Source organism: Streptomyces sp. NPDC036813, assembly GCF_055609245.1.
In genome coordinates, this window is record NZ_JBVJPV010000006.1 from 243328 (window position 1) to 267330 (window position 24003).

General features: G+C 72.4%; 22 protein-coding genes. 12 read left to right on the forward strand and 10 right to left on the reverse strand.

Annotated features, from left to right (window positions below):
• The first annotated feature begins 41 nt into the window (after window positions 1–41).
• Window positions 42–1688 (forward strand): amidohydrolase, encoded by a 1647-nt coding sequence (locus ACZ67Q_RS15540; RefSeq protein ID WP_471181627.1) that lies wholly within the window; start codon window positions 42–44, stop codon window positions 1686–1688.
• 82 nt (window positions 1689–1770) lie between these two features.
• Window positions 1771–2544: an SDR family NAD(P)-dependent oxidoreductase gene (locus ACZ67Q_RS15545; protein ID WP_471181630.1), complete on the forward strand. Its 774-nt coding sequence runs from the start codon at window positions 1771–1773 to the stop codon at window positions 2542–2544.
• Between the two features lie 122 nt (window positions 2545–2666).
• Here ACZ67Q_RS15545 and ACZ67Q_RS15550 read toward each other — a convergent pair whose 3' ends face one another.
• Entirely contained in the window at window positions 2667–3971 is a 1305-nt protein-coding gene (locus ACZ67Q_RS15550; protein WP_471181632.1) for a YhgE/Pip domain-containing protein, read from the reverse strand.
• A 554-nt stretch (window positions 3972–4525) separates the two neighbouring features.
• Between ACZ67Q_RS15550 and ACZ67Q_RS15555 the strand changes: the two genes are divergently transcribed.
• The 3 genes from ACZ67Q_RS15555 to ACZ67Q_RS15565 all read left to right on the forward strand — a co-directional run bounded on the left by ACZ67Q_RS15555 (window position 4526) and on the right by ACZ67Q_RS15565 (window position 6997).
• A complete protein-coding gene (locus tag ACZ67Q_RS15555) occupies window positions 4526–4810 on the forward strand; it encodes a hypothetical protein (RefSeq protein WP_471181635.1) in 285 nt (94 codons plus the stop codon).
• A 343-nt stretch (window positions 4811–5153) separates the two neighbouring features.
• Complete coding sequence (locus tag ACZ67Q_RS15560; protein ID WP_471181637.1) at window positions 5154–6179, forward strand: alcohol dehydrogenase; 1026 nt, start codon at window positions 5154–5156, stop codon at window positions 6177–6179.
• A 359-nt stretch (window positions 6180–6538) separates the two neighbouring features.
• Entirely contained in the window at window positions 6539–6997 is a 459-nt protein-coding gene (locus tag ACZ67Q_RS15565; protein WP_471181639.1) for an amidohydrolase family protein, read from the forward strand.
• Between the two features lie 43 nt (window positions 6998–7040).
• On the opposite strand, the gene ACZ67Q_RS15570 is transcribed toward ACZ67Q_RS15565, so the two are convergent.
• Both ACZ67Q_RS15570 and ACZ67Q_RS15575 read right to left on the reverse strand, forming a co-directional pair.
• A complete protein-coding gene (locus tag ACZ67Q_RS15570) occupies window positions 7041–8372 on the reverse strand; it encodes a phosphatase PAP2 family protein (protein WP_471181642.1) in 1332 nt (443 codons plus the stop codon).
• Window positions 8373–8551: 179 nt separating this feature from the next.
• Window positions 8552–9097: a helix-turn-helix domain-containing protein gene (locus ACZ67Q_RS15575; protein ID WP_471181644.1), complete on the reverse strand. Its 546-nt coding sequence runs from the start codon at window positions 9095–9097 to the stop codon at window positions 8552–8554.
• Window positions 9098–9247: 150 nt separating this feature from the next.
• Here ACZ67Q_RS15575 and ACZ67Q_RS15580 point away from each other — a divergent pair, with 150 nt between their 5' ends.
• The 3 genes from ACZ67Q_RS15580 to ACZ67Q_RS15590 all read left to right on the forward strand — a co-directional run bounded on the left by ACZ67Q_RS15580 (window position 9248) and on the right by ACZ67Q_RS15590 (window position 14176).
• Window positions 9248–10582 carry a benzoate/H(+) symporter BenE family transporter gene (locus ACZ67Q_RS15580; RefSeq protein ID WP_471181646.1) on the forward strand — a complete coding sequence of 445 codons (1335 nt, stop codon included), beginning with the start codon at window positions 9248–9250 and terminating at the stop codon, window positions 10580–10582.
• A gap of 27 nt (window positions 10583–10609) precedes the next feature.
• Window positions 10610–11281 (forward strand): maltokinase N-terminal cap-like domain-containing protein, encoded by a 672-nt coding sequence (locus ACZ67Q_RS15585; protein WP_471181648.1) that lies wholly within the window; start codon window positions 10610–10612, stop codon window positions 11279–11281.
• A 240-nt stretch (window positions 11282–11521) separates the two neighbouring features.
• Entirely contained in the window at window positions 11522–14176 is a 2655-nt protein-coding gene (locus tag ACZ67Q_RS15590; protein WP_471181651.1) for a WD40/YVTN/BNR-like repeat-containing protein, read from the forward strand.
• A gap of 71 nt (window positions 14177–14247) precedes the next feature.
• On the opposite strand, the gene ACZ67Q_RS15595 is transcribed toward ACZ67Q_RS15590, so the two are convergent.
• The 4 genes from ACZ67Q_RS15595 to ACZ67Q_RS15610 form a co-directional block, all read right to left on the reverse strand.
• Window positions 14248–15354 carry an XdhC family protein gene (locus ACZ67Q_RS15595; protein ID WP_471181654.1) on the reverse strand — a complete coding sequence of 369 codons (1107 nt, stop codon included), beginning with the start codon at window positions 15352–15354 and terminating at the stop codon, window positions 14248–14250.
• A gap of 83 nt (window positions 15355–15437) precedes the next feature.
• Window positions 15438–16841, reverse strand: coding sequence for an MFS transporter (locus tag ACZ67Q_RS15600; RefSeq protein WP_471181657.1), 1404 nt, complete (start codon window positions 16839–16841; stop codon window positions 15438–15440).
• Between the two features lie 117 nt (window positions 16842–16958).
• On the reverse strand, window positions 16959–17498 hold the full coding sequence (locus tag ACZ67Q_RS15605) for a hypothetical protein (RefSeq protein ID WP_471181660.1): 540 nt from the start codon (window positions 17496–17498) through the stop codon (window positions 16959–16961).
• 235 nt (window positions 17499–17733) lie between these two features.
• A complete protein-coding gene (locus tag ACZ67Q_RS15610; RefSeq protein WP_471181663.1) occupies window positions 17734–18357 on the reverse strand; it encodes a TetR family transcriptional regulator in 624 nt (207 codons plus the stop codon).
• 83 nt (window positions 18358–18440) lie between these two features.
• On the opposite strand from ACZ67Q_RS15610, the gene ACZ67Q_RS15615 reads away from it, so the two are divergent.
• A complete protein-coding gene (locus ACZ67Q_RS15615; RefSeq protein WP_471181666.1) occupies window positions 18441–19865 on the forward strand; it encodes an FAD-dependent oxidoreductase in 1425 nt (474 codons plus the stop codon).
• A gap of 59 nt (window positions 19866–19924) precedes the next feature.
• Here the strand turns inward: ACZ67Q_RS15615 and ACZ67Q_RS15620 are convergent, their stop codons facing one another.
• The 3 genes from ACZ67Q_RS15620 to ACZ67Q_RS15630 all read right to left on the reverse strand — a co-directional run bounded on the left by ACZ67Q_RS15620 (window position 19925) and on the right by ACZ67Q_RS15630 (window position 21500).
• Window positions 19925–20662 (reverse strand): hypothetical protein, encoded by a 738-nt coding sequence (locus tag ACZ67Q_RS15620; RefSeq protein ID WP_471181950.1) that lies wholly within the window; start codon window positions 20660–20662, stop codon window positions 19925–19927.
• Between the two features lie 89 nt (window positions 20663–20751).
• Window positions 20752–21126 (reverse strand): TraR/DksA family transcriptional regulator, encoded by a 375-nt coding sequence (locus ACZ67Q_RS15625; protein ID WP_471181669.1) that lies wholly within the window; start codon window positions 21124–21126, stop codon window positions 20752–20754.
• A gap of 59 nt (window positions 21127–21185) precedes the next feature.
• Window positions 21186–21500 carry a TraR/DksA family transcriptional regulator gene (locus ACZ67Q_RS15630; RefSeq protein WP_471181672.1) on the reverse strand — a complete coding sequence of 105 codons (315 nt, stop codon included), beginning with the start codon at window positions 21498–21500 and terminating at the stop codon, window positions 21186–21188.
• A 331-nt stretch (window positions 21501–21831) separates the two neighbouring features.
• On the opposite strand from ACZ67Q_RS15630, the gene ACZ67Q_RS15635 reads away from it, so the two are divergent.
• From ACZ67Q_RS15635 to ACZ67Q_RS15645, 3 genes are read left to right on the forward strand one after another with little or no spacing between them, the layout of a single operon-like run.
• Window positions 21832–22821: a HAMP domain-containing sensor histidine kinase gene (locus tag ACZ67Q_RS15635; protein ID WP_471181674.1), complete on the forward strand. Its 990-nt coding sequence runs from the start codon at window positions 21832–21834 to the stop codon at window positions 22819–22821.
• A 3-nt stretch (window positions 22822–22824) separates the two neighbouring features.
• Complete coding sequence (locus tag ACZ67Q_RS15640; RefSeq protein WP_471181677.1) at window positions 22825–23508, forward strand: response regulator; 684 nt, start codon at window positions 22825–22827, stop codon at window positions 23506–23508.
• A 7-nt stretch (window positions 23509–23515) separates the two neighbouring features.
• Window positions 23516–23956 carry a hypothetical protein gene (locus ACZ67Q_RS15645; protein WP_471181679.1) on the forward strand — a complete coding sequence of 147 codons (441 nt, stop codon included), beginning with the start codon at window positions 23516–23518 and terminating at the stop codon, window positions 23954–23956.
• Window positions 23957–24003: the final 47 nt, after the last annotated feature.

Genomic DNA, 24003 nt, shown 5'->3' on the forward strand with positions numbered 1-24003 from the left:
GCCTTCGCCCCACCACCCGCACGCACACTGGAGAACAGACCGTGACCTTCCCCTCCCCCGCCCACCTGGTCCTGCGCAACGCCCGTATCCACACCGTCGACCCGGGCCACCCCTCGGCCGAGGCGCTCGCCGTGCGGGACGGCCGTATCGCGTGGCTGGGCTGCGACGCGGACGCCGACGCGTGGACGGGCCCCGACACCGACGTCGTCGACGCGGGCGGGCGGCGGGTCCTGCCGGGCTTCGTGGACGCGCACAACCACGTCCGGCTCGGCTCGGACGAGGAGTGCGTGCAACTGGCCGGGGCCCGCACGCTCGCCGAGGTCGCCGCCAGGATCGGCGCCTGGCGCGCACAGCACCCCGGTGCCGCGTGGATCGAGGCGGAGGGCTTCGACTACTCGGTCCTCCCCGGCGGCCGGATGCCACGTGCCCGGGACCTGGACGAACTGACCGGCGACACCCCCGCCTTCGTGCTCAGTTACGACGTGCACACCATGTGGCTCAACAGCGCCGCGATGGCCCGGCTCGGTGTGACACGCGGCTGCGGCGAGCTGCCGTTCGGCGTGCCCGAGACCGACGCCGCCACCGGTGAACCCACCGGTTTCGTACGGGACTTCGCCGTGCGTGGCCTGTCCCGCGAGGGGCATCGAGCGCTGCGCGAGCTCGGCGTGCCCTGGGCCTCCCCCGAGCGCCAGTACGGGAGGCTGCTGCGCAGCCTGGACGACGCCGTACGCTTCGGCATCACGACCGTCGTGGAACCGCAGAACTCGCTGGACGATCTCGAGCTGTTCGTCCGCGCGCGCAAGGAGGGCCGCCTGCGCTCGCGACTGGTTGCCGCGCTGTTCCATCCGCGCGGCACCACCGAGGCCGACCTGGACGAATTCGCCGAGGCCGCACGGCGGTTCGACGACGAGTGGATGCGGGTGGGGCCGCTCAAGCTCTACATCGACGACGTGGTCGAGCCGCGCACGGCCGCCCTGCTGGAGCCGTACACGGGCTGCCGGCACCGCGGTGACACCTTCTACCCGCCCGAGGAGTTCACCGAGCTGCTGACCCGGCTCGACGCGCGCGGCTTCCAGTGCTTCGTGCACGCCACCGGGGACCGCGGCATCCGCACGGTGCTGGACGCGGTGGCCCGGGCCCGCGCCGAGAACGGCCCGCGCGACGCCCGCCACCAGGTCGTCCACGTGGAGTGCTGCGACCCGGCGGACGTGCCGCGCTTCGCCGACCTCGGGGTGGTGGCCTGTATGCAGCCGCGCCACTGCGCCCCCGAGATCGCCGGTCCTGGCCAGGACTGGGCGCGCAACGTCGGTCCGGAGCGCTGGCACAAGGCGTGGCCCATGCGCAGCCTGCACCGGGCCGGGGCGACGCTGGCGTTCTCCAGTGACTGGAACGTCGCCGAGATGGACCCCATGGTGGGCCTGTACACGGCGGTGACGCGCCGGCCGCTCGGCGGAGGTGAGGCGTGGATGCCGCAGGAGACGGTGGACATCCAGACCGCGGTGCACGGCTACACGATGGGGTCGGCGTACGCCAACTTCCTGGAGCACGAGCGCGGTTCGCTGTCCGTCGGCAAGGTCGCCGACCTGGTCGTCCTCTCCCGTGACGTCCTCACCGTCGAGCCCGAGGCCATCCCGGGGACCGTGTGCGACCTGGTCATGGTCGGCGGGGAGATCGTCCACCGCGGCTGAGCGAGCGGGCGTCTCCTATGCTTGCGCCGTCCGCGTACCTCGGTGAAAGGGACCGCATCGTGACCACCGTGCAGGATCTCTCATGAGCGTGAGCGCCTCCGCGTCCGGGCGGCGCGTGCTGGTCAGCGGTGCGTCGCGGGGTCTCGGACGGGCCGTGGCGCAGGCGTTCGCCGACGGCGGGGACCGGGTCGCCGTGCACTTCGGGTCGCGTGAGGACGACGCCCGGGTGACGCTCGACTCCCTCGCAGGTTCCGGGCACACCCTGGTAGGGGGCGACCTCGCCGATCCATCGGGTGCGGCGGCCGTCGTGGAGGCGGCGGCCGACGCGCTCGGCGGTGTCGACGTGCTGGTGAACAACGCGGCGGTGAACATCCGCCATCCCCTGCCTCAGACGCCGTACGAGGAGTGGGTGGCACTCTGGCAGCGGCATGTCTCCGTGAACCTGCTCGCCACGGCGAACCTCAGTCATCTCGTGGCCCGGCGCATGATCGACCAGGGCACGGGCGGACGCATCGTCAACATCGGCTCGCGCGGCGCCTTCCGCGGCGAACCGGACCACCCTGCGTACGGGGCCACGAAGGCGGCCGTGCACGCCCTGGGCCAGTCGCTCGCGGTGTCACTGGCCCCGTACGGCATCGCCGTCGCCTCGGTCGCGCCGGGTTTCTTCGACACGGAGCGGGTCGCGCCGCGGCTGGAGGGCGCGGAGGGTGCCGCCATCCGCGCGCAGAGCCCCTTCGGCCGCGTCGCCTCCGCGCAGGAGATCGCGGCGGCGGTCGTGTGGCTCGCCTCGCCGGCCGCCGAGTGGGCCTCCGGCACGATCCTGGACCTCAACGGGGCGTCGCATCTGCGGACGTGAGCGCCAGTGGGGCGATTCCGCCGCCGGGTGCACGCTGAAGGCGCCGACAACTACGCTGACGTCATCACCCGCTGGCGGGAGGCCGACTGACCGAGGTCGCCCGACCGCCGGCCTGATGCCGATCACGGTGCCTCGTCGGCTGGTGCAGGGGACCGCGTGATCAGACGGTGCAGCCCCTTGCGGTCGTAGTAGAGAGTCATGAGGAACCCGAACAGCAGGGCGAGAGCGACACCGATGGCGATCATGACCCAGCCACGGGTCAGCCCGGCGTCGGCCCGGGCGTCGAAGTAGAGGATGGCCCGCACGCCGTCACTCAGTTGCCGCATCGGTTCGAACAGCGCCAGGAAACGGTAGAAGCCCGGAACGGCAGTGAGGGGAATCGTCGCCCCCGAGGACGGCAGGGCCAAGGCGATGAAGACGAACATCGACACCACTTGGCCGATCCCGCCGAAGGCCGCGTTGATGGCCTGCACTCCCAGGCCCACGGCCAGGCTCGCGCAGTAGGAGAAGATCCACAGCAGCGGCAGGTGCGTTGCGTCCATGCCCAGAATCGCGATCGCGGCGATCATCAGCAGGCTGGTGGTGAGCACAGTGATGCCCGCGGTCATGAGCATCTTCAGCAGCAGTGTCTGGGTGCGGCTGATCGGCACCGTCGGCCGCCGGGTGTGCCAGGGCCCGATCTCGTTGTCCGTGTAACCCAGGCCCGCGTCGACGCCGCTGTTGATGATGTTTCCGCCGACGAAGCCGGTGAGCACCAGGAGAAGAGTGAAGTAGAAGGCGGTCAGGCCGAGGCCGCTGTGTCTGCCGATGGGGTGGCCCACCCGGGTGGTGACGCTGATCGGGTCGCCCAGGAGCGCACGGGTCGTGGCGTTGGCACCCTCGGCGGCTGCCTGTCTCGTCAGTTGTCGGCCGATCTCCACAGACGCCTGATGGGCCGCACGCTGGGTGATCTGACTGGCCAAAGAGGAGCCGAGGCTGCCCAGCCCGGGGTTGGTCAGGACCGTGAGGGCCGGCCGTGCCGTGCCCCGGGGGGTCGCCAGCGCTGCCACCGATGTGGTGAAGTCGGCTGGGACGACCAGGGCGCCGTAGATCTTGCCGGACGCCAGCTGGTCCTGCATCTGGGCCTGGCTGAGCCGGCGCCACTGCACGGTGCCTGCCGGGGTCGCGGCGATGACCGACTGGCTCACCTGCGCGCCCAACGTCTGTTGTTGTCCTGGCAGCGGCGGTCCCTGGTCCGTGTCGACCAGGGCGATCGGCAGACGGTGCAGGTTCCCTTGCGGGTTGAGGATGCCGCCCAAGTAGAGCAGCGTCAGGGACAGCGTCACCAGTGCGCACAGGAGCGTCGGCACCAGCCAGAGCTTTCCATGACGCGCCACAGCGAACGAGCGCACGAGCGCCTGCTGCTTTCCGGAACCCGCCGAGGTCATGGGAACTCCAAAGGGGACACGGCCTGTCTGTCTCGATCTGCCCGCGGGACCAACCGTTGCGCAGGAACCACTCGGTGGACCTGTTCAGGGACGATAACCGTCTGCCATCGGAGCATCACACAAAGACACGTCGTGACAAGTCCTCGTGCGGGCGCGTCGTACCCGCCGGATACTTGTCTGGGCAGGCCCAGCACGGGCTCGCACGAGTTGCCCTCGAACCGCGTCGCACGGCACGACATCCGCCGCAGCCACTGGTGCGAGGGCTCACCACGTCGACCGGCCCATGAGGAGACTGCGTCATGCGCTCCCGGAGGAACCCGCTGACTCCACTCGCGTCGGTTGTCGCCGGCGTGCTGGCCGGGGCCGGGGGAACGGTTTGCCTGGATGCTGTCCACTATCGGAAGTACCGCCGCGCAGGCGGGACGGACAGACCGCGCGCTTGGGAATTCGCTCCAGTCGAAGGCTGGGCGGAAGCCCCTGCTCCGGGTCAGGTGGCGAAGCGGGTGATCGAGGGCTTCACCCAGCGCCGGCTGCCTGATGGATCCGCCTGGCTCGTGAGCACCGTCGCCCACTGGTCCTACGGATCGGCGGCGGGCGCGGCCTACGGCATCCTGGCCGGATCGCTGTCCAGGCCGTCCCCCGTCTACGGGCTGCCTTTCGGTGCCGCGGTGTTCTCCGGCGACTACGTCGTGTTGCCGATCGCAGGGCTCTACAAGCCGATCTGGCAGTACGACACCACGACCGTGGCCTGGGATCTCGCGGCGCACCTCGCTTATGGCACCGCCACGGCAGCCATCTTCTGGCTTCTCACCTGGCGTCGGCGCCGGCCCGGACTGTAAGGGCGCCACACGTCGACCGCGCACGGCCGACCACCGCCTCCGAACCGGTCATCGAACCGCTCGTGCTCGTGCGGAGTGCTGGACGAAGGCGCATTCTGAAAGCTGGAGCGTTCAGGTCGGTGAGCCTTCGCAGTAGGCCCTTACGAGGCCAAGGCACCGCACGTCAGGAGGGCCGGGTCTGCGAACCAGCGTCGGCGATGTCCTCGACCATCCCTTCGCCGGGCCGGTGTTCCGTAAGTCGTTCAAGGAACCGCTGCACACCACGTAGTCCATGCCACTCAGCCGGAGAGTGCGCCATCAAGAGACGCAGCCGCCGATTCCGACCGTGGCTCCGGAGGAACGTATGAACACCTATCGAGTTGCGCAGGTCGACACCGCGAACGGGTCTTTCCGGATCGTCGAGCGCGAGGTACCGCGTCCGGGCCCCCGTCACGTGCGGATTGCAGTCGAGGCCTGCGGAATCTGTCACAGCGACGCCATCTTCGTGAGCGCCGGCATGCCCGGTGTGCGGTTCCCTCTGGTCCCGGGCCACGAGGTCGCCGGACGCGTCGAGGAACTCGGAGAAGGCGCGGAGGCCGGCAACTGGAACGTGGGGGACCGGGTCACGGTGGGCTGGTTCGGCGGGAGTTGCGGTCATTGCACTCCCTGCCGTCAAGGCGACTTCATCGTCTGCGACAACCTCAAGATTCCCGGCTACGCCTACGACGGAGGCTTCGCCGAAGCCATGATCGCGCCGATCGACGCCCTGGCCCGGATCCCCGATGCCCTGAAGGCGTCCGACGCTGGACCCATGGCCTGCGCCGGCGTCACGACGTACAACGGCCTGCGACGCAGCTCCGCCCGGCCCGGCGATCTCGTGGCCGTCGTGGGCATCGGTGGTCTCGGCCACCTGGGGGTGCAGTATGCGGTGGCCATGGGTTTTGAGACGGTGGCCATCGCCCGGGGTGCGGAGAAGGCCGAGTTCGCCAAGCAGCTGGGAGCGCACCACTACATCGACAGCACGGGGCCGACACCGGTCGCGGAATCCCTGCTGTCCCTGGGCGGTGCCAAGGCCGTACTGGCCACGGCCGGAAGCTCCGACGCCATCGCGGCAACGGTCGACGGCATGACGCACCGAGGCGAACTCGTCGTCATCGGAGTGAGCCCCGACCCGCTGGGGGTCAGCCCGCTCCAGCTGATTCTGCGCGGCAGGACCGTACGGGGGCACCCGTCCGGCACCGCGCAGGACGTGCAGGACACCATGGCGTTCAGCGCCCTGAACGGCATTCGTCCCATGGTGGAGACCCTGCCGCTGACGGAGGCGGAGGGGGCTTTCCGGAAGATGCTTTCGGGCGCAGCACGCTTCCGGATGGTGCTCACTACCGGCTGACCTGCCAGAGCGACTCGACAGGTTTCGATGGCCTTCTCGGGCAGCGGCGGGTGCTGATCCGACTTCCGCTGTGTGCCTTTGTCAGCCGTGGGAACGCGTCACAGTCGGACTCCCCGCCTCGTCCGGGACGGGATCGCGGCGTCGGGGCTGCCAGCCCGGGCGGGGGACCGCGTCCAGCAGGTCACGGGTGTACTGCTCCCCCGGGGCGCTCAGGAGCCGGTGCGTGGGCCCCTGTTCGACCACGCGGCCGGCGCGCATCACGATCGCCGTCTCGCTGATCTGGCGGACGACGGCGAGGTCGTGCGAGATGAAGACATTCCACCGTCATCGGGGGCGGCCTGCCCGGCGGCCCCACGCCGGTGCGCGAGATGCTCGACGCGGGCGTCGCCGTCGGCATCGGGTGCGACGGTGCCACCGCCGCCGACCGCCAGTCGGTGTGGCTGGAGACGAAGACGGCCATGCTGCTCGCTCTGCTGCGGGGTGGTACGGCCGACGCGATGCCGGCCCGCGAAGCGCTGTGGATGGCCACCCGCGGCGCCCGTGTCCTCGGCCGGGAGGGAGAGATCGGAGTGCTGCGCCAGGGCGCCTGCGGGGACCTCGCCGTCTGGCGCATGGACACCCTCCCCTACGCCGGAGCCCTGGGCGACCCGGTCACCGCCCTGCTCCACGGCGGCCCTACCGGTGCCTGGCACACCGTCGTCGGCGGCCGCTTCCTGGTCGACAGCGGGGAACTGCGCCTGCCCGGCCTCACCGAGACCCTCCACCGCCATCGGGACGTCGCCCGCAGGATCCAGTACGGGGCGCCCACCCAGACGTGAGCGGCGCCCGGGTCTCACCCGTGACGCCGCTCGAACCACCTGCTCACACCAGCTCCGGCTGGGGCCGGGGCTGCCGCGCCGGCACGACCTTCACCTCCCACAGACCCATGGTGCGCGCATAGCCGTACACCACGGAGGCCATGGCCAGAAGGAGAAGCGGACCGCTCACCCACGGATGCCGGGCCATCTCCATCGGCAGATAGCGGTACGACACGAGGAGCGCCGCGAAGACCACGGTGCCGTGAACGACCAGCTGGATTCCCGCACGGTCCCAGCCTCGGTCGAACGAGCGCAGGGCCGCTTCGACGGTGAATGCGAACACCACACCGGCCACGAGATCCACGCCGTAGTGATAACCGAATCCCAGCGTCGCGGTGAGCGTGGCGATCAGCCAGAACGTGCCCGCGTATTGCAGGACTTTCGGGCCCTTGCGGGAATGCAGGAAAATCGCCGTGGCCCACGCGGTGTGCAGGCTGGGCATGCAGTTGCGCGGGGTGATCCCGTCGTAGGGCATCCAGTGCGGGGCGCTGAGCGCCGGCACGGTGTGGGGCCACAGGTCGGCCACCGCCCAGTGCAGACCGCCGGTGCCGAACGCGCCGGTGCCGTAGGCGAAGATCGGCCCCACGGTCGGGAAGATCATGTAGATGCCCGGTCCGACCAGACCGATCACGAGGAAGGTGCGCACCAGGTGGTGGGCCGGGAAGCGGCGGTCACGGGCGACGTGGCGCAGCTGGTACAGCGCGACGACGACCGCTGCCACCGCGAGCTGGACGTAGACGTAGTCGAGGACGTGGGCGCCGATCGGGCCGGTGGCCTCGACCATGCGTCCCACCAGCCAGGACGGGCTGCCCAGCGCGCGATCGGCCACGGCGACGTACTGGTCGAGCACCGTGGGGCGGGTCTTGGACGTGATCAGCAGCCAGGCGTCGCCCGTCTTGCGGCCGGCCACCAGCAACAGGCCCAGCCCGACGCCCTTCAGCAGCAGCGTCCGCTCCGGGCCGGTGCGCCGGGTGACGGCGACGACCCCGCAGCCCAGTACGACCCACAACGCGCCGGTGCCGAAGGGGTGGCCGTCGGTCGCCTGCGCGCCGGCCACCCACCGCACCAGCCAGAGGACGACGTCGACGCCGATCGCCACGCCCGCCGCGATCCACCGTTGCCGCCAGGTGAGCACCACCATCGTCAGCGCCATGCCGGCGTAGAGCAACGGCCCTGATTTTGGCGGGAATATCAGCTCGCGCGCCTGATCGGTGATCGGTCCCGGCTCCCCGTAGTGACGTGCGGCGATCTCCAGGGTGACGAGGAAAGCGAGGGTCACCACGCCCATCGCGGTCCACAGCGCCGCCCGTGACGGAGGCCACGCGCCGGACTTCATTGTGTTGTCTTTTCGCGAAGGCACCCGCGATGGTCTGGATATCAATTTTTCAGCCGTTTTGTCAGATATAAAGGGCGATCGTTTTTGAGTTCGATCATGTTAGCGGAGAGCGTGCGTTTTGTGGTCACCGCGGCAGTAAGGAGTGAAGTCGCCTTTTTCGCGGGGTGTTCCTCGGCAGGTCACAGGGCGGCGGCCGAATAGCGCACGAAGAGGATGCCGTGCACGTCGCCGCGCGGGGCGCTGTAGAGGTGCGGGGTGTCGGCCGGCCAGGACACCGTCACGCCCGGGCCGGCCGTGGCCGGGGCGTCCAGGACGCCGACGACGGCCGTGCCGCTGAGGATCATCAGGGTCTCGCTCGTGCCCGGGACGTGCGCGGCGGACTCCTGTGTGGCACCGGCGGCGATGGAGATGCGGAAGATGTCGGTGACCGCGTCGGCGTCCTCGTGCCGCTCGATCAGGGCCGCGGTGACCGCGCTGCCGGAGACGGCACCCTCGTGCTCCTCGGCGCGGGACGGCGGGGCGTCACTGAGGACCGCGCTGAGCGGCCGGTTCAGTGCCGTGGTCAGTGCGTAGAGGGTTTCCAGGGTGGGGTTGCGCGTACCGCTCTCGAGCTCGGAGAGGGTGCCCTTGCCCACACCGGAGCGCCGCGCCAGCTCCGACAGCGACAGGCCCCGTTCCGTGCGCAGCTCCCGGAGCCTGCGCCCCACCTCGTCGTTCAGCCCCATCGCCGGATCGTGCTCCCGCTCTCGTCGGCCGTGGTTGACGGTCCTGGCCCTCCTCCCTAGTGTTCCACATACAGAACGTTCCGTTTACGGAACGACCCAGGCGCAGGTCGTTCCGTTTACAGAACGACCGCTCCTCCTCGAGAGTCGCCGATGTCCTCCTTCATCACCCGCGTCCGCGCGGTCGCACCGCCGTCGGCCGTGGCCGCCGGGCTGATCGCCGTCACCGTGGGCGTCACCAGTTCCGCCGCGCTCGTGTTCACCGCGGCCAGGGCCGCCGGCGCGGGCCCCGGGGAGATCGGCTCCTGGATGCTCGCGCTCGGCGTCGGGCTCGCCGTCACCTGCGTCGGTCTATCGCTGCGGTATCGCGCGCCGGTCGTCACCGCCTGGTCGACACCGGGCGCGGCACTGCTCTCGACCGGCCTCGCCGGGGTACCGATGCGGCAGGCGGTCGGCGCGTTCGTGTTCTCGGCGCTGCTCGTCCTCGTCACCGGCGTGACCGGCTGGTTCGCCCGCGCGATGGACCGCGTCCCGGTGCCTCTCGCCGCGGCCCTGCTCGCGGGGGTGCTGCTGCGGTTCGGCACCGGTCTCTTCAGCACGATGCACGGCCATTTCGCCATCGCGTTCCCGGTGTTCGCGCTCTACCTCCTGGCGCGTCGCTTCGCGGCCCGGTATGCGGTGCTCGTCGCGCTCAGCGGCGGGGTGCTCGCCTCGGTCGTCACCGGCGGCTGGCACACGGACACCCTGCGGGTCTCACTCGCCGCGCCGGTCCTCGTCACGCCGGACTTCGACTGGAAGGTCCTCGTCAGCGTCGGCGTCCCGCTGTTCGTCGTCACGATGGCCTCGCAGAACCTGCCCGGCGTCGCCGTCCTGCGCGGCTCGGGCTACGACGTACCCGTGTCGCCCCTGATGACCTGGACCGGAGCGGTCAACGTCCTGCTGGCCCCGTTCGGCGCGTTCGGGCTGAACCTCGCCGCCATCACGGCCGCCATCTGCACCGGCCCCGAAGCGCATCCCGACCGCGCCAAGCGGTACGTGGCCGGGGTGTGGGCCGGGGTGTTCTACCTCTGCGTCGGCGTCTTCGGCGCCACGGTCGCCTCGCTGCTCACCGCCATGCCGCAGGCGCTGGTGCTCGCCACGGCGGGCGTCGGCCTGCTGGCCACGATCGAGAACTCGCTGACCACGGCCCTGTCCGACAAGGAGTCGCGGGAGGCCGCGATCGTCACCTTCCTCGCCACCGCGTCCGGAGTCACCCTCCTCGGCATCGGCTCCGCGTTCTGGGGCCTGCTCGCCGGCGCCCTCACCACCGTCATCGCCCGCGCGGGACGACGCGGCACGCGCACACCGGCGGCCCCCGCGCCCGCGACCGGCCGCACACCGGCGGACCCCGCGCCCGCGACCGACCGCACCTCGGCGGACCGCTCAACCGCAGCCGGCCGCACCCCGGACACCCCGACACCGCCCCGATGCGAGGATGTCGGGGCCTGATCACCCCCGACGGAAGGGACCCTCGGCATGGCCGTCATCCACCGGACTTTCCTGAAGCCCACCAAACTGGAACTGCTCACCTCCTGGCTCCCCACCCGCCCGTGGTACCGCGGCGGCGCGGCCGGGCCGGAGTTGGCCAAGGCCGGGGGCTTCCGGCTGGACGACCCCGACGGCGCGGTGGGGATCGAGTTCATGGTGGTCACCGACGTCTCCGGCGCCGAGCCGGCCACCTACATGGTGCCGCTCACCTACCGCGACGCCCCGCTCGACGGGGCCGAGCACGCCCTCGTCGGCACCGCGGAGCACGGTGTGCTCGGCCTGCGCCGGGTCTACGACGGCTGCCACGACCCGGTACTGGTCGCACAGTTGCTGGCCCTGCTCCAGGGCACCGCACAGGCTCAGGACCAGAACAACAGCGACACCCCCGATCCGGACGTCACCCGCTCCCACAGCGGTGAGGGCCCGCTCGTCCCGGACCTCGGCCGGGCCCCCGCCGACGACCAGGACGGCACCGAACTGCCCCTGTCGCGGGGCGCGACGCTGCGCCTGCACCGGCTCCTGCGGCCGGCCCCGGTCGGCGCGCCTCTCCTCCCGCAGGGAGCCATCGGCCACGTCGCCGCCCCCTGGAACCTGCCGGACGGCACCCGGGCGAAGGGGCTGATCGCAGTCCTGCACGGCGGTGTTGGCGCCGGGGAGTGACACTCCACGGACCGTAGGCGCTGTAACCCACAGGGAAGCAAGGCCCCTTGAGAGGTCTGTGCGGTGGCGCGGCGAACGAGCCTGTTTTTGGCAATCATTACGTTTGTCAGACTCTAAAGTCGCTGTAAACCTCTGTGATCGGTACAGGGCACGGGAGTACGGTTCCGGCGCTCGGCAGTAAGAGCTCCCGCGGCCGTAGGGGCGGCCGCCCCTTACTCCGAAGAAGCCGGAGACGAGTCCATGGGTGTGTTTTCCGCACGGCGCAGACCGCGCCGCACCGCGGAGGGCGGCGGCAGACCGGCGATCGCCGTCGCCGCCGCCGCACTTCTGATGGCGGGGGCGATACCGGTCGCCGCCTACGGGGTGGACGGCGACGCGGGATCCGGCCGCCATGACGTGGCGGGCGAGGAGTCCCACGAACTGATGGAGTCCCTCGACGCGTACAACGAGCCGAGGCTCTCCCCCGACGGCCGCATCGCACCGGGCGCCTACGCCGACGCGTGGGCGCACATCAGGAACATGCCGGTCGCGGCGGGCAGTTGGAGCGAGGTCACCACCGCGCCGTACAACGAGGACGCACTGCACTACCGCGACCGGTCGGCCTCCAACTCCGGTGGCGGGGCCGGGCATTCGGCGGGCCGGATCGCCGCCCTGGCCACCGACCCGACGCACCAGGGAGTCGTCTACGCGGGCGCCGCGGGCGGCGGTGTGTTCCGCTCCTCCGACGACGGCCGGACCTGGACGCCGATCGCCGACCGGCTGCCCGCCCTGTCCGTGGGCGCCCTCGCCGTCGCGCCCGACGGCTCACTGTGGCTGGCCACTGGCGAGGCGACCACCGCCTCCGACAACTACCTGGGCAGCGGCGTCTACCGGCTCGCGAACCCGGTGACCGGCACCTTCGGCGAGAGCGACAAGGTGGGCGGCACGGAACTGGACTCCTCCTCCGTCCACACCCTCACCTTCGACAAGGCCGCCGGCTACGTCTTCGCTGCCTCCTCGCACGGCGTCTTCCGACGCCCGCTGACGGCGGGAGCGTCCACCGCGTGGACGAAGGTCCTGGCCCCGTGCGCCGGCGTCGGCGTCAGCGGCGTGAGCTGCGGGGTGGACAGCCACTACGCGGACATCGCCGACGACATCGCCGTACAGCCCGGCAGCGACGGCAGGAAGCTGCTGGCCAACGTGGCCTGGCGCGGCGGCGCCGCCTACAACGGCTTCTACTACTCCGAGGACGCCGGCACCACCTGGAAGCGGGCCAACCCGACCGGCGCGATCAACCCCGCCGAGATCGGCAACGCCGCCTTCGCCTACGCGGCCGACGGCAGCAGGCTGTATGTGTCGATGGAGTCCCCGAAGCTGCTCAACAAGTCCTCGGGCTCCGGCGTGTACTCGGTGCTGGCCGGGGTGTACGTCAGTCGGAGCGGCAACGCCAACGGGCCGTTCAAGCAACTCGCGACCTCCTCGGCGCTGTCGGCGAGCGGTTCCGCGATGAAGATCAACGAGATCGGCAGCGGCTACCAGCCCGGCTCACAGGCCTGGTACGACCAGGTCATCGCCGTCGACCCGAGCGACCCGGACCATGTCTACCTGGGTCTCGAGGAGATGTTCGAGTCCCGGGACGGCGGCGCGACGTGGAAGGCGGTCGGACGCTACTGGGACTTCGGCATGCCGTGCTTCTCGTACGACCCGGCCGAGAACTCCTGCGACGGCGACGTGATGCACTCCGACCAGCACGCCCTCGCCTTCTCGCAGTGGAAGGGCAGCACGCCGGAGGTGTTCGTCGGCAACGACGGCGGCGCCTATGCCCGTCCGACCGCGCAGACGACGCCCGGCTGGCGCAACCTCAACGAATCCGGCACCCTGCGCAACCTCCAGTACTACTCGGTGCGCGCGGGCCGGATGACCGACGGCAGCGGTGACGCCGTCTGGGGCGGCCTGCAGGACAACGGCGTCTCGCTGCTCGCCCCCAAGGGCGCCATGTACCAGGGGCAACGGCTGAACCCGGACGGTGAGATGGTCTCGCCGTTCGGCGGTGACGGCGGCGACCAGCTGGTCAACCCCGCCAACGGCTGCCAGACGGTCGGGGAGTACGTCGACCTCGCGCTGCAGATCACGGACAACTGCGGCTACACCGCGAGCGACGACGGCGCCGAGGACGTGATCACCGACATCGCGCCCGGCGACCCCGGGGCCCGCTTCATCGCCCCGTTCGTCGCCGACGAGACCGACCCGAACGGCCTGTGGGTCGCGGGCGGTCAGTACGTCTGGGGCAACACCAGGACCTGGAACAGCACCTCGGGCGCCGACTGGACGAAGCTGTACGACCTGGGCGCCGGCCACTCCGCCACGGCGGTCGCCAGCCGGGGCCATGTGTCGTGGGCGGCCTGGTGCGGCCCCTGCTCCGCCGTCGACGGGACCTTCGGACGGGGTGTCGCCACCGACTACGGCGGCACCTGGCACCAGGTGAGCCTGCCCGCCGCCTTCCCGAACCGCTACATCTCCGGTCTGACCATCGACCCGTCCGACGCCTCCGGAAAGACGGTCTACGCGGTCGTCAACGGCTTCTCCCGGCACTGGAACGAGGGCCCCGGCGCCGGCTACGGCCACGTCTGGAAGACCACCGACGGCGGCACGACCTGGACGGACGTCAGCGGTGACCCCGCGGCCACGGACTCCTTCCCGGACGCCCCGGCCAACGCGGCGCTCGTCACCCGGGACGGCACCCTCGTGGTGGCCACCGACCTGGGCGTGTTCACCAGCACCTCGGCCGGCCACTGGACGCGCCTGGGCACGAACCTGCCCACCGCGCCCGCGGTCTACCTCGCCCCGAGTCCCGACGGCGGCCAGGTGTACGTGGCCACCCACGGCCGTGGCATCTGGAGGACGCCCACGCCGTGACCCCCTTGCCGGCCGGGCGAACCCTCGGGATCCTCGCCCGGCCGGCATCCACCTGCCGCGCCGGCTCGCCCTCAGGTGGCCGCGAGCGGGTGGATGGCCCCGCTGGTCGCGGTGAGCGGCGTCCCGGTGCCGCCCCAGCGCAGGGCGACGATCTCGGCGGCGACGGACACCGCGACCTCCTCGGGGGTGCGGGCCCCGAGGTCGAGGCCCAGCGGTGAGCGCAGCCGGGCCAGCTCCTGCGCCGTGACCCCGGCATCCGTCAGCCTCGCCATCCGGTCGTCGTGGGTACGGCGGCTGCCCATCGCCCCGATGTAGGCGGCCGGCCGGCGCAGGGCCTCCTCCAGAAGCGGGACGTCGAACTTCGGGTCGTGCGTGAGGACGCAGATCACCGTGCGCTCGTCGGTGACGGTCCCGGCGAGATACCGGTGCGGCCAGTCCACGACGACCTCGGCACCCTCCGGGAACCGCCGGGGTGTGGCGAAGACGGGGCGCGCGTCGCACACGGTGACCCGGTAGCCCAGGAAGTCACCGATCCGGGCCACCGCGGCCGCGTAGTCGATGGCGCCGAAGACCAGCATCCGCGGCGGTGGCGCGAAGGACTGCATGAAGACGGTGACGTCGTCCTCGCGGCGTTCTCCGCGCGGCCCGTAGTGCCGCTGGAGAGTGGCGCCGAGGGCGAGTTCACCGCGCGCGTCCGCGGTGACGGCCGCGTCCAGCCCGGTCGTGCCGAGCGTGCCGGCCACACGGTCGGGCCACACCGCGAGGGTGGCCCCGCGCGGGGCGGGCCCGTCGACGACCATGGCCAGGGTCACCGGTTCCCGCGCGGCGACGGACGCGGCGAGCGCCCCGAACACCGGATCCGTCGCCGGCGTCACGGGCCGCACCAGCAGGGTGATCTCGCCTCCGCAGGTCAGGCCGACGGCGAAGGCGTCCTCGTCGCTGTATCCGAAGGTCGCCAGGCGGGTCTCGCCGCTCGCGACGACCTCCTTGGCGAGTTCGAACACCGCGCCTTCCACACAGCCGCCGGACACGCTGCCCACGACCTCGTCGTCCGGTCCCACGGCCATCGCGGCGCCGGGCTCGCGCGGCGTGCTGCGGCTGACCGCGACGACCGTGGCGAGCCCGAACGGGACACCGGCGGTGTGCCAGCGTTCCAGCGCCGGCAGGATGTCACGCACGCTGCACTCCTCGGGGCGGAGATCAACCGGTCCGGACGTACGTCACTGTAGAGCCGCCTCCCGCACGGCAGCGAGCGCTCGCCCTACGCCCCCCTTGCCGGGCCCGCCGGTACGCACCGCCACGCGAGCAGCGCGGCGGTCAGGTACGCGAGCGCTCCGATGGCCATGCTGTGCCGCAGCCCGGTCGTGTAGCCGGCGGTGGCGAGCAGGCTGCCGCCGAGCGCGACGCCGGTGGCGCTGCCGATCTGCCGGGTGGTGTTGAACAGCGCGGAGGCTGCCCCGGCGTGGTCCGGCGGTGCGGCGGCCATCACGGTGGTGGTCGAGCCGGTGAGGGCGAAGGACGTACCGAATCCGGCGGCCATCATGGGGGCGACCAGCAGCGCGTACGCGGGATCGTCGCCCGCGGCGGCCCAGCCCGCCAGCCCCAGGGCGGCCAGGAGCATGCCGCAGACCACCAGCGGACGGTCGCCGGTGCGACGGGTCAGCCGCCCGGACAGGACGGAGGCGAACATCGTCATGGCCACCGCCGGGAAGAGTGCCAGCCCGGTGCCGAGGGCGCTGTAACCGCGCTGGTGCTGGAACTCCACACTGGCGGTGAACACCATGCCGTAGAAGCCGAAGTTGAACAGCAGGCCGATGACGCAGGCGCCGCCCATCGGGCGCGAGCGCAGCAGGCCCAGCGGCAGTGCGGGCGAGCGGGCCAGCCGCTCACGCACCACGAACGCCGCGGCCGCCACCACGGCCATGAGGAGCCCGGCGATGACGGCGGGGTCGGACCAGCCCCGCCGACCGGCCTCGTTGAGGGCCGCGGTCAGCAGGGCCACCGTCGCCACCACCGCGCACTGCGCCGGCCAGTCCAGGGACCGGGTGACGCGCCGGGGCGAGGGCGCGACGTAGCGCAAGGTCAGCAACAGGCAGGCCGCTCCGACGGGCAGGTTGATGAGGAACACCCAGCGCCAGCCGACGGTGGAGACCAGCAGGCCGCCCAGCAGTGGTCCGGCGGACGCCGCGATGCCGGCCATCGAGCCCCACAGCCCGAAGGCGCGCGAGCGTGCCGCGGGCCGGAGGTAGGCCTGCTGGAGCAGGGCCAGGGAGCCCGGCACGATCAGCGCGGCGCCGAGGCCCTCCACCAGCCGGGCGGCCACCAGGAACGGAGCGTCCGGCGCCAGCGCGCACGCGGCCGAGGACACGGTGAACACCGCCACGCCGGCGCAGAAGACGCGGCGGTTGCCGAGCCGGTCACCGAGCGCACCGGCGGTGAGCAGGAACCCGGCGAAGACCAGCGTGTAGCCGTCGGTGATCCACTGAAGGCCGGTGAGGGACGCCGACAGCTCGCGGCCGATCACCGGCACGGCGACGTTGATGACCGTGACGTCGAGGATGACCATGAAGTACCCGGCGCACACCGCGAGCAGCGGGGCCCAGGACCGCCGCACGCTCTCGCGGGCCGGTACGTCCCCGCTGCCGCCGGCCTCCGCGAACGCCACGGTCGTGCACCCCTTCCGTTCACGGACGTACGGCACCGAACGTCACCGTAAGGGACGCCGGCCTCACGCACCGGGCATCGGCGCCGCGTGCCTCATCCCTGCCGCGGGCCGCGTGCCTCATCCCTGCCGCGGCTCGCCGGCCCTTCCCTCGTCGAGGGCGTCCCGCAGCAGCCGCAGGCGGTCGGCGGGCCGCCCCAGGCCGTTCAGCTCCAGCCGTGCCGCCTCGGTGCGGGCGTCGGGGTGGATGGTGAACGCCAGGTTCAGGGCCTGGTGCACCATCCACTGGTGGTAGGCCAGCAGCCGGCCAGCGTCGTCCCGGGCGTCCACCAGGTCGGGCTCGCTGATCGGCAGCTCCTCCAGGCGGGCGCGCAACCGGTGGAAACCGCGGGCGGCCTGGCCGCAGCCCTGAGCTGCCTGCCACGTCGCACCGTCCGGCGCGCCGCACGCGGCGACCGCGAGGTCGGCGGACGACAGCGCCGCCACGGCGTCGTCCAGCACGGCGATCAGCATGCGGAGCTGGGACGCGCGCGGCACCCGGCGGGGCGGCACCGGGCTGCGGCGCCGGAGACGGCGCAGGGCTCGACGCCAGGCGCCTGCGGCCGGAGCGGACTCGGACGGGGCGGGGCCGGGGGGTGAGGGCGAGCCGGGATCGGGCATGGCACCTCCGCGGTCGGCCCGGGCCACCGCCTCCCGCGCGACCGGCACACCTCTGCGACACCTACGGGCGGATGTACTCCAGTGTGCAGCGCCGCGCGCGTCGAGGACGGCGGCGGCCCCGTGCCGAGAGGACGGCGGCGGGCCCGTGCCGAGGTGATCCGGTGTGCGCGCCGACCCTTGCGATGCGAGGCACCGGACGCCGCTCCCCTGACCCGGCCCGAGCGACGAGACACCCCTAGAGGTGCCCGGCCAGCCCCTCCGCCAGGAGCGCGAAGGCGTGTTCGGCGTCGGCCACCGCCTGCGGGTAGCGCTCGTCGGCGGACTGGCCGCCGTCCAGGGCGCGGAAGTTGTCCATCGACAGCAGCCAGTGCGTGCTCACCACATGGGTGGCCGTCAGACGCGCGGTCAGGGCCGGGACTCCCGCGGTGTCCCGGAGCGCCTCCGTGAGCGCTCGCTCGGACGCCTCCTGGAAGCCGATGGCTCTCGTCCGCAGCGCGGGTGTCTCACGCACCATGCGGGTGAACGCGAGGATCTGGGGGATGTCGTTGAGGCCGGTGACCGGGTCGCGTTCGCGCAGCGCCTGAAGGAAGTGGTCGCGCAGGGCGGCCAGCGGACCGACGCCGGCCGGGCGGGCGCGCACCACGCGGCCGGCCTCGTCCTCGTGGTCGGCGAAGCGGTGGACGACGAGATCCTCCTTGGCCGGGAAGTAGGCGAACACGGTCCGCTTCGACACCTCGGCGGCCTCCGCCACCTGCGCCACCGACACTTGGTCGAACCCGTGCTCCAGGAAGAGCGCGATGGCCGCCTCCGAGATGGCGGCGTGAGTACGTGCCCTCTTGCGTTCCCGAAGCCCTGTCATGCCGCCATGGTAGCCGAAAACTGCACTTGGAGACTTTCTGCACTCGGTGTACTTTTGCTCCAAGTGAAGCGACTGGAGGAGCAATGACCGACGTGATCGTGGTGGGCGCCGGACCCACCGGACTGACGCTGGCCTGCGAACTGGCCCTCGCCGGAGTGGACACCGTGGTGGTGGAACGCCTGCCGCACCGCGTCCGGCAGACGAAGGGAGGCGCGATCCAGCCGCGCACCCAGGAGTTGCTGGAGCTGCGCGGCCTGCGGGAACCGATGCAGGCCAGGGCCATGTCACGCGAGCCGGTGGGCGGGCACTTCGCGATGCTGCCCGTACCCCTGGACTGCACGGCGTGGGACACCGCGCACCCGCATGTGCTCCCGATCCCGCAGTGGGAGATCGAGGAGGTGCTCGAGGAGCGCGCCGCGGCTCTGGGCGTGAAGGTGGTGCGCGACACCCCGGTCACGGCGGTGGAACAGTCGGACGACGGCGTGACGGTGACGGCCGCCGGCCAGCGGCTCGAAGCGCGCTACCTCGTGGCCTGCGACGGCGCGCACAGCACGGTCAGGAAGCTGCTCGGCGTGCCGTTCCCCGGCAGGCCGGGCACGTTCACGGCGGTCCTGGCCGATGTGCGGCTGGCGTCGGTGTCCGACCTCGCACCCCGGGCGCACGGGCACATCAGCACCCTCACGCGCGAGGCCGAGGACGGCTGGGGAATGCTGGTGCCGCTGGGCGGCGACCGCTACCGGTTCACCGGCGGAGCGGCGGACGGGGAGGAGCCGGCCAAGGACGAGCCGGTGACGCTCGAGGAGGTCGCCGAACTGCTGCGCCGCGTGTACGGCGAGCAGACCGTGCCGGCCGAGCTGGAGAACGCCTCGCGGTTCGGCGACGCCACCCGGCAGATCGACAGCTACCGGACGGGCCGGGTGTTCTTCGCCGGCGACGCCGCGCACATCCACCCGCCGTTCGGCGGACAGGGCCTCAACCTCGGCGTGCAGGACGCCTTCAACCTCGGCTGGAAGATGGCGGCCGTGCTGCGGGAGAGCGCCCCGGCGGACCTGCTGGAGACCTACCACACCGAGCGCCACCCCGCCGGGGCCCGGGTCCTGCACATCACCCAGGCACAGCGCGTCTTCGCCGCACCCCGGGCCGGCGCGGACGTCGTCGCCCTGCGCGAGGTCTTCACCGACCTGATGCGCCTGCCCGAGACCAACCGGCACCTGGCCGGGCTCATGTCGGGCCTGTCGCACGCCTACGACGTGCCGGGCGGCCACCCGCTGACCGGTCACCGGGTCCCGGGCGTCGACCCGTCGCTGTTCCGGTCGGGCCGGCCCGTCCTGCTCGACCTGGCCGGCATCCTCCCGCCCGGTCTCGGCGCCGTCCGCGCGGAGCCGGTGGCCGGGCTGCCCGGCGCCGTGCTGGTCCGTCCCGACGGCTACGCGGCCTGGGCGGCGGACACGGACCCCGACCTGGACGCTCTCACCGGTCAGCCGTGCTGGTCCCTCCTCGTGGGCTGACAGGAGCCGACCGAGGGCGGGTGGACCGTGCGCATCCTTGCGGCGGGGGGCCGCGCGACTCAAAGGAGCGTGGTCAGTCCGGCCGTGGGCGGAAGGGTGGACGGGTGGCCGAGGGCGGCATGCAGGAGTCGGGCGGCGCCGCGGACGGCCGCGGTGTGCGGGGCCGGGACCACGCGCAGCGGTGCGGTGAGCCGGGCCGTGAGGTGGTGGGTGACCTCGGGACGCAGGGCGCCGCCACCGGCGAGGAGGGTGCCGCGGCGCAGGGCGTCGAGGGTGAGGGAGGTACGGTCCTGGCGCAGCATCGCGGTCAGCATCCGGACCGCCGCCTCGGCGAGTTGCTCGGCCGTGGTCTCCTCGTCCAGGTCGCCGGTGCCGAGGGCCGTGCGGCGGGCGTCGGTGACGGCGCCGTCGCACAGCAGTACCGCCTCGGTGAGATGGGCGCCGATGTCCAGCACCAGCAGCGGGCCGGACAGATCCGTGCCCGCGGCCAGGGCGATGCCCCGTGCCGTGGGCACGGTGAGCACGGTGTGCGGGCGCAGTGCCTCGACAGCGGTGCGGGCCTCGGCGCGGTAGGCGAGGCCGTCGAGGACGGGGGTGGTGACGAGGACCGTCGGACGGACGGAGCGGGGCAGGTGGTCGCCCAGCAGGCGCAGCAGCATCCGGGCGCAGCCCGGGGTGTCGATGATGGCGCCGCGCTGGATGGGATGGACCGCTCCGGTGCCGGGATGGGTGACCGTCGGCACGTCGACGACCACACCGCGGCCGGTGAGCCAGGCACGGGTGCGGGCACTGCCCATGTCGAGAGCGATGCCGTGGCGGCGGCGCCGCAACGGCCAGGACAGCTGACGGACCGCACCCGTCTTCGCGTCCGGGAGGTGGGCGCCGGTCACCGGGCCGCCTCCTTCACCTGCTGGCAACGGGCGCAGTAGCGGGCCTGGGGCACGATCGTCAGCCGTTCCCGGTCCACGGGGCGCCGGCACAGATGGCAGGTGCCGTACGTGCCCGCGTCCATGCGCTCCAAGGCCGCTTCGACGTCGGCGAGGACCATGCGGGCGGAGGCGGCGAGCTTGACGCAGACCTCGAGCCGCGCGGCGGTCTGCTCGCGCAGCCGGTCCACGGCACGGGAGCCGGCCGGAGCGGCCAGCCGGCGCAGCTGCTCCCGGCGGAACAGTCGCTGCTCGTGCAGGTTCTCGCGCAGCGCGACGAGGTCCGCGGCCGACAGGTGCGTCGCACTGACGCCGATGGCCCGGTGGTTCACCACGTCACCTCTCTTTCCGAGGGCTGGGCGCGCGCCTTTTTGGGGCCGGGCGCGCGCTGGGGTCAGGCGGCTCGGCGCCGGCAGGCGACACAGTGGCGGGTGTAGGGGAGGATCTCCAGCCGCTCGGCGGGGATGGGCTTGGCACAGTCCAGACAGGTTCCGTAGCTGCCGTCCTTCAGGCGGGTGAAGGCCTCCTCGATCTCCTTGAGAACGCCCTGAATCGCCGTGCGCTGCGTGGACAGCAGGTGGTCGTCCTGGCTGCTGCGTCCGGTCTCGTCGAGAGCGTGCAGCTGGGCCAGGCGGGAGGTACGGGCGCGTTCCAGGCGCTGGCGGGCCTCGTGCAGGTGGGGCTCGGCCCGGGTGGCGTCGAGCGTCATGGTCCATCCCTTCTCGGCGGCGTACGGCGCGTGCCCTCTTGGGGAGCGTGCGTGTCCCCACACCCTCGCCCGCCCGGCGGCGCCCGCCTATCGGGCGCGGACCCCATTTCGGCCGGGGCGCGGGGTGTACCCGACCGCACCGTGAGCAGGGCGCACCCCGGGAAATGGGGGTTGGGCCCCATCGACCGGTGACCGGGTGGGACGGCAGGCTGGCGTCGGGCTCCCGTGAGCACCCACCGGCCGCCGGCGTCCGACACGCGACGACCGCGGCACACCCCATGGCGCGAAGCCGTGGACACCACTTCACGTCACAGAGGAGAGGCGCGGTCCCGTGTCCTTGTTCTGGCGGATCTTCGCCCTCAACGCCGTGGTGCTGGGTACGGCCACCGCCCTGCTGCTGTGGGCTCCGGTGACCGTGTCGGTGCCGGTCGTGCTCACCGAGGCGATCATCCTGGTCGGCGGTCTGGCCGTCATGCTGGTCGCCAACGCCGCGCTGCTGCGGCTGGGCCTGGCCCCGCTGGAACGGCTCACGAAGCTGATGACCACCGTGGATCTGCTGCACCCCGGCCAGCGCCTGCCCGCCCAGGGCGGCGGCGAGGTCGCCGAGCTGATCCGCACGTTCAACGCGATGCTGGAGCGGCTGGAACAGGAGCGGGCTGCCAGCAGTGCCCGGGTGCTGCTGGCGCAGGAGGCCGAACGCCGCCGTATCGCGCAGGAGTTGCACGACGAGGTCGGTCAGAGCATGACGGCGATCCTGCTGGGGCTCAAGCGCGCCGCGGACGACGCGCCGCCACCGCTGCGTACGGACCTGCACGAGGTGCAGGAGATCACCCGGGACAGCCTGGACGAGGTCCGCCGCCTGGTACGGCGGCTGCGGCCCGGCGTGCTGGACGACCTGGGGCTGGTCAGCGCGCTGACCTCCCTCACGGAGGAGATCGCCACCCACACCGGGCTGAAGATCACCCGCCGCTTCGACGCCGACCTGCCCGCGCTGGGGCCGGAGACGGAGCTGGTCCTGTACCGCGTCGTCCAGGAGTCGTTGACCAACGCCGCCCGCCACGCGGACGCGGAACGGGTCACGGTCGCCCTGCGGCACACCGACGGCCGGATCGTGCTGGCGGTCACCGACGACGGCTGCGGCATCAACGCGCCCTGCGAGGGCGCGGGCATCCGCGGCATGCGCGAGCGGGCCCTGCTCATCGACGGCAGTCTCGCGATCTCCTCGGCGGACGGCAAGGCCCCCGGCGCCGCGACCGGGAGCGGGTCCAGGACCGGCACCCGGGTCCGGCTGACCGCGCCCCTGTCCGGAAAGCAGGCGTGAGCCATGACCGACACGGGCACCTCCCCCACGGCGCGGTCGCGCACGATCCGCATCCTGCTCGCCGACGACCACGCGCTGGTGCGCCGCGGTGTGCGCCTCATCCTCGGCCAGGAGCCGGACCTCGACGTGGTCGCCGAGGCCGGGGACGGCGCCGAGGCCATCGAGCTGGCCCGCACTCACGACATCGACCTGGCCGTGCTCGACATCGCCATGCCCCGGCTGACCGGATTGCAGTCCGCCCGCGAACTGGCCGCCCTCCGGCCGGGCCTGCGGATCCTGATGCTCACCATGCACGACAACGAGCAGTACTTCTTCCAGGCCCTCAAGGCAGGGGCCAGCGGGTACGTGCTGAAGTCGGTCGCCGACCAGGACCTGGTCGCGGCCTGCCGCGCCGCGATGCGCAACGAGCCGTTCCTGTACCCGGGAGCGGTCACCGCGCTGATCCGCAACTACCTGGAGCGGGCCGGACACGGCGAGGAGGCTCCCGACCGCATCCTGACGCCGCGCGAGGAAGAGGTCCTGAAGCTGGTCGCGGAGGGCCATTCCTCCCAGCAGATCGCCGACCTGCTGTTCATCAGCGTCAAGACCGTACAGCGGCACCGCGCCAACCTGCTGCACAAGCTGGGCCTGCGCGACCGGCTGGAACTCACCCGGTACGCCATCCGCGCCGGCCTGATCGAGCCCTGAGCGCACGGTGTCCCGGCTGCCCGCGCGCCTGACGGCCGTGCTCCTGGCCCTGCTGGCCGCTCTCGCCCTCACCGGCCTGCCCCCGGACACCGCCGGAAGCCTGCCCTCGGGCAGCGCCCCGAGTCTCCCCTCGGGCACCGCCGCCGCCCAGCCGTCGGACACCGCCGGCGGCCTTCCGGTGGCGCCGACGACGGCCGGCCACGTGCAGGCATCCGGGCCGCTCGCCGACGACGCCGGGGACACCGCCGCGTGCGCGCTGCGGACGGTCAGCCGCCACGAGCAGCACACCGACCACCCCGCCCCGCACGGCCGCCACCACGCAGCGGCCCCGGTCCCGGGCCCGCCCCACCCGTCCCCGCTGCGCGCACCACCACCGCCCTTCCCCGCCCGGGCGCCCCACGGTCACCACGACCACGGGCGGGCGCCCCCCGCGTTCTCCGGCACCTGATTCCCCCTCACTCCACCTCGCCGGCACCCGGCGCACCTTCCGCCGCG

Excerpts from the sequence above, each read along its gene's own strand:
- ACZ67Q_RS15550 (WP_471181632.1), bottom strand. The coding sequence starts at position 3,971 with ATGACCTCGGCGGGTTCCGGAAAGCAGCAGGCGCTCGTGCGCTCGTTC.
- ACZ67Q_RS15640 (WP_471181677.1), top strand. The coding sequence starts at position 22,825 with ATGACCGACACGGGCACCTCCCCCACGGCGCGGTCGCGCACGATCCGC.
- ACZ67Q_RS15580 (WP_471181646.1), top strand. The coding sequence starts at position 9,248 with ATGTCCTCCTTCATCACCCGCGTCCGCGCGGTCGCACCGCCGTCGGCC.
- ACZ67Q_RS15575 (WP_471181644.1), bottom strand. The coding sequence starts at position 9,097 with ATGGGGCTGAACGACGAGGTGGGGCGCAGGCTCCGGGAGCTGCGCACG.
- ACZ67Q_RS15585 (WP_471181648.1), top strand. The coding sequence starts at position 10,610 with ATGGCCGTCATCCACCGGACTTTCCTGAAGCCCACCAAACTGGAACTG.
- ACZ67Q_RS15590 (WP_471181651.1), top strand. The coding sequence starts at position 11,522 with ATGGGTGTGTTTTCCGCACGGCGCAGACCGCGCCGCACCGCGGAGGGC.
- ACZ67Q_RS15605 (WP_471181660.1), bottom strand. The coding sequence starts at position 17,498 with ATGCCCGATCCCGGCTCGCCCTCACCCCCCGGCCCCGCCCCGTCCGAG.
- ACZ67Q_RS15620 (WP_471181950.1), bottom strand. The coding sequence starts at position 20,662 with ATGGGCAGTGCCCGCACCCGTGCCTGGCTCACCGGCCGCGGTGTGGTC.
- ACZ67Q_RS15560 (WP_471181637.1), top strand. The coding sequence starts at position 5,154 with ATGAACACCTATCGAGTTGCGCAGGTCGACACCGCGAACGGGTCTTTC.
- ACZ67Q_RS15610 (WP_471181663.1), bottom strand. The coding sequence starts at position 18,357 with ATGACAGGGCTTCGGGAACGCAAGAGGGCACGTACTCACGCCGCCATC.
- ACZ67Q_RS15615 (WP_471181666.1), top strand. The coding sequence starts at position 18,441 with ATGACCGACGTGATCGTGGTGGGCGCCGGACCCACCGGACTGACGCTG.
- ACZ67Q_RS15630 (WP_471181672.1), bottom strand. The coding sequence starts at position 21,500 with ATGACGCTCGACGCCACCCGGGCCGAGCCCCACCTGCACGAGGCCCGC.
- ACZ67Q_RS15570 (WP_471181642.1), bottom strand. The coding sequence starts at position 8,372 with ATGAAGTCCGGCGCGTGGCCTCCGTCACGGGCGGCGCTGTGGACCGCG.
- ACZ67Q_RS15545 (WP_471181630.1), top strand. The coding sequence starts at position 1,771 with ATGAGCGTGAGCGCCTCCGCGTCCGGGCGGCGCGTGCTGGTCAGCGGT.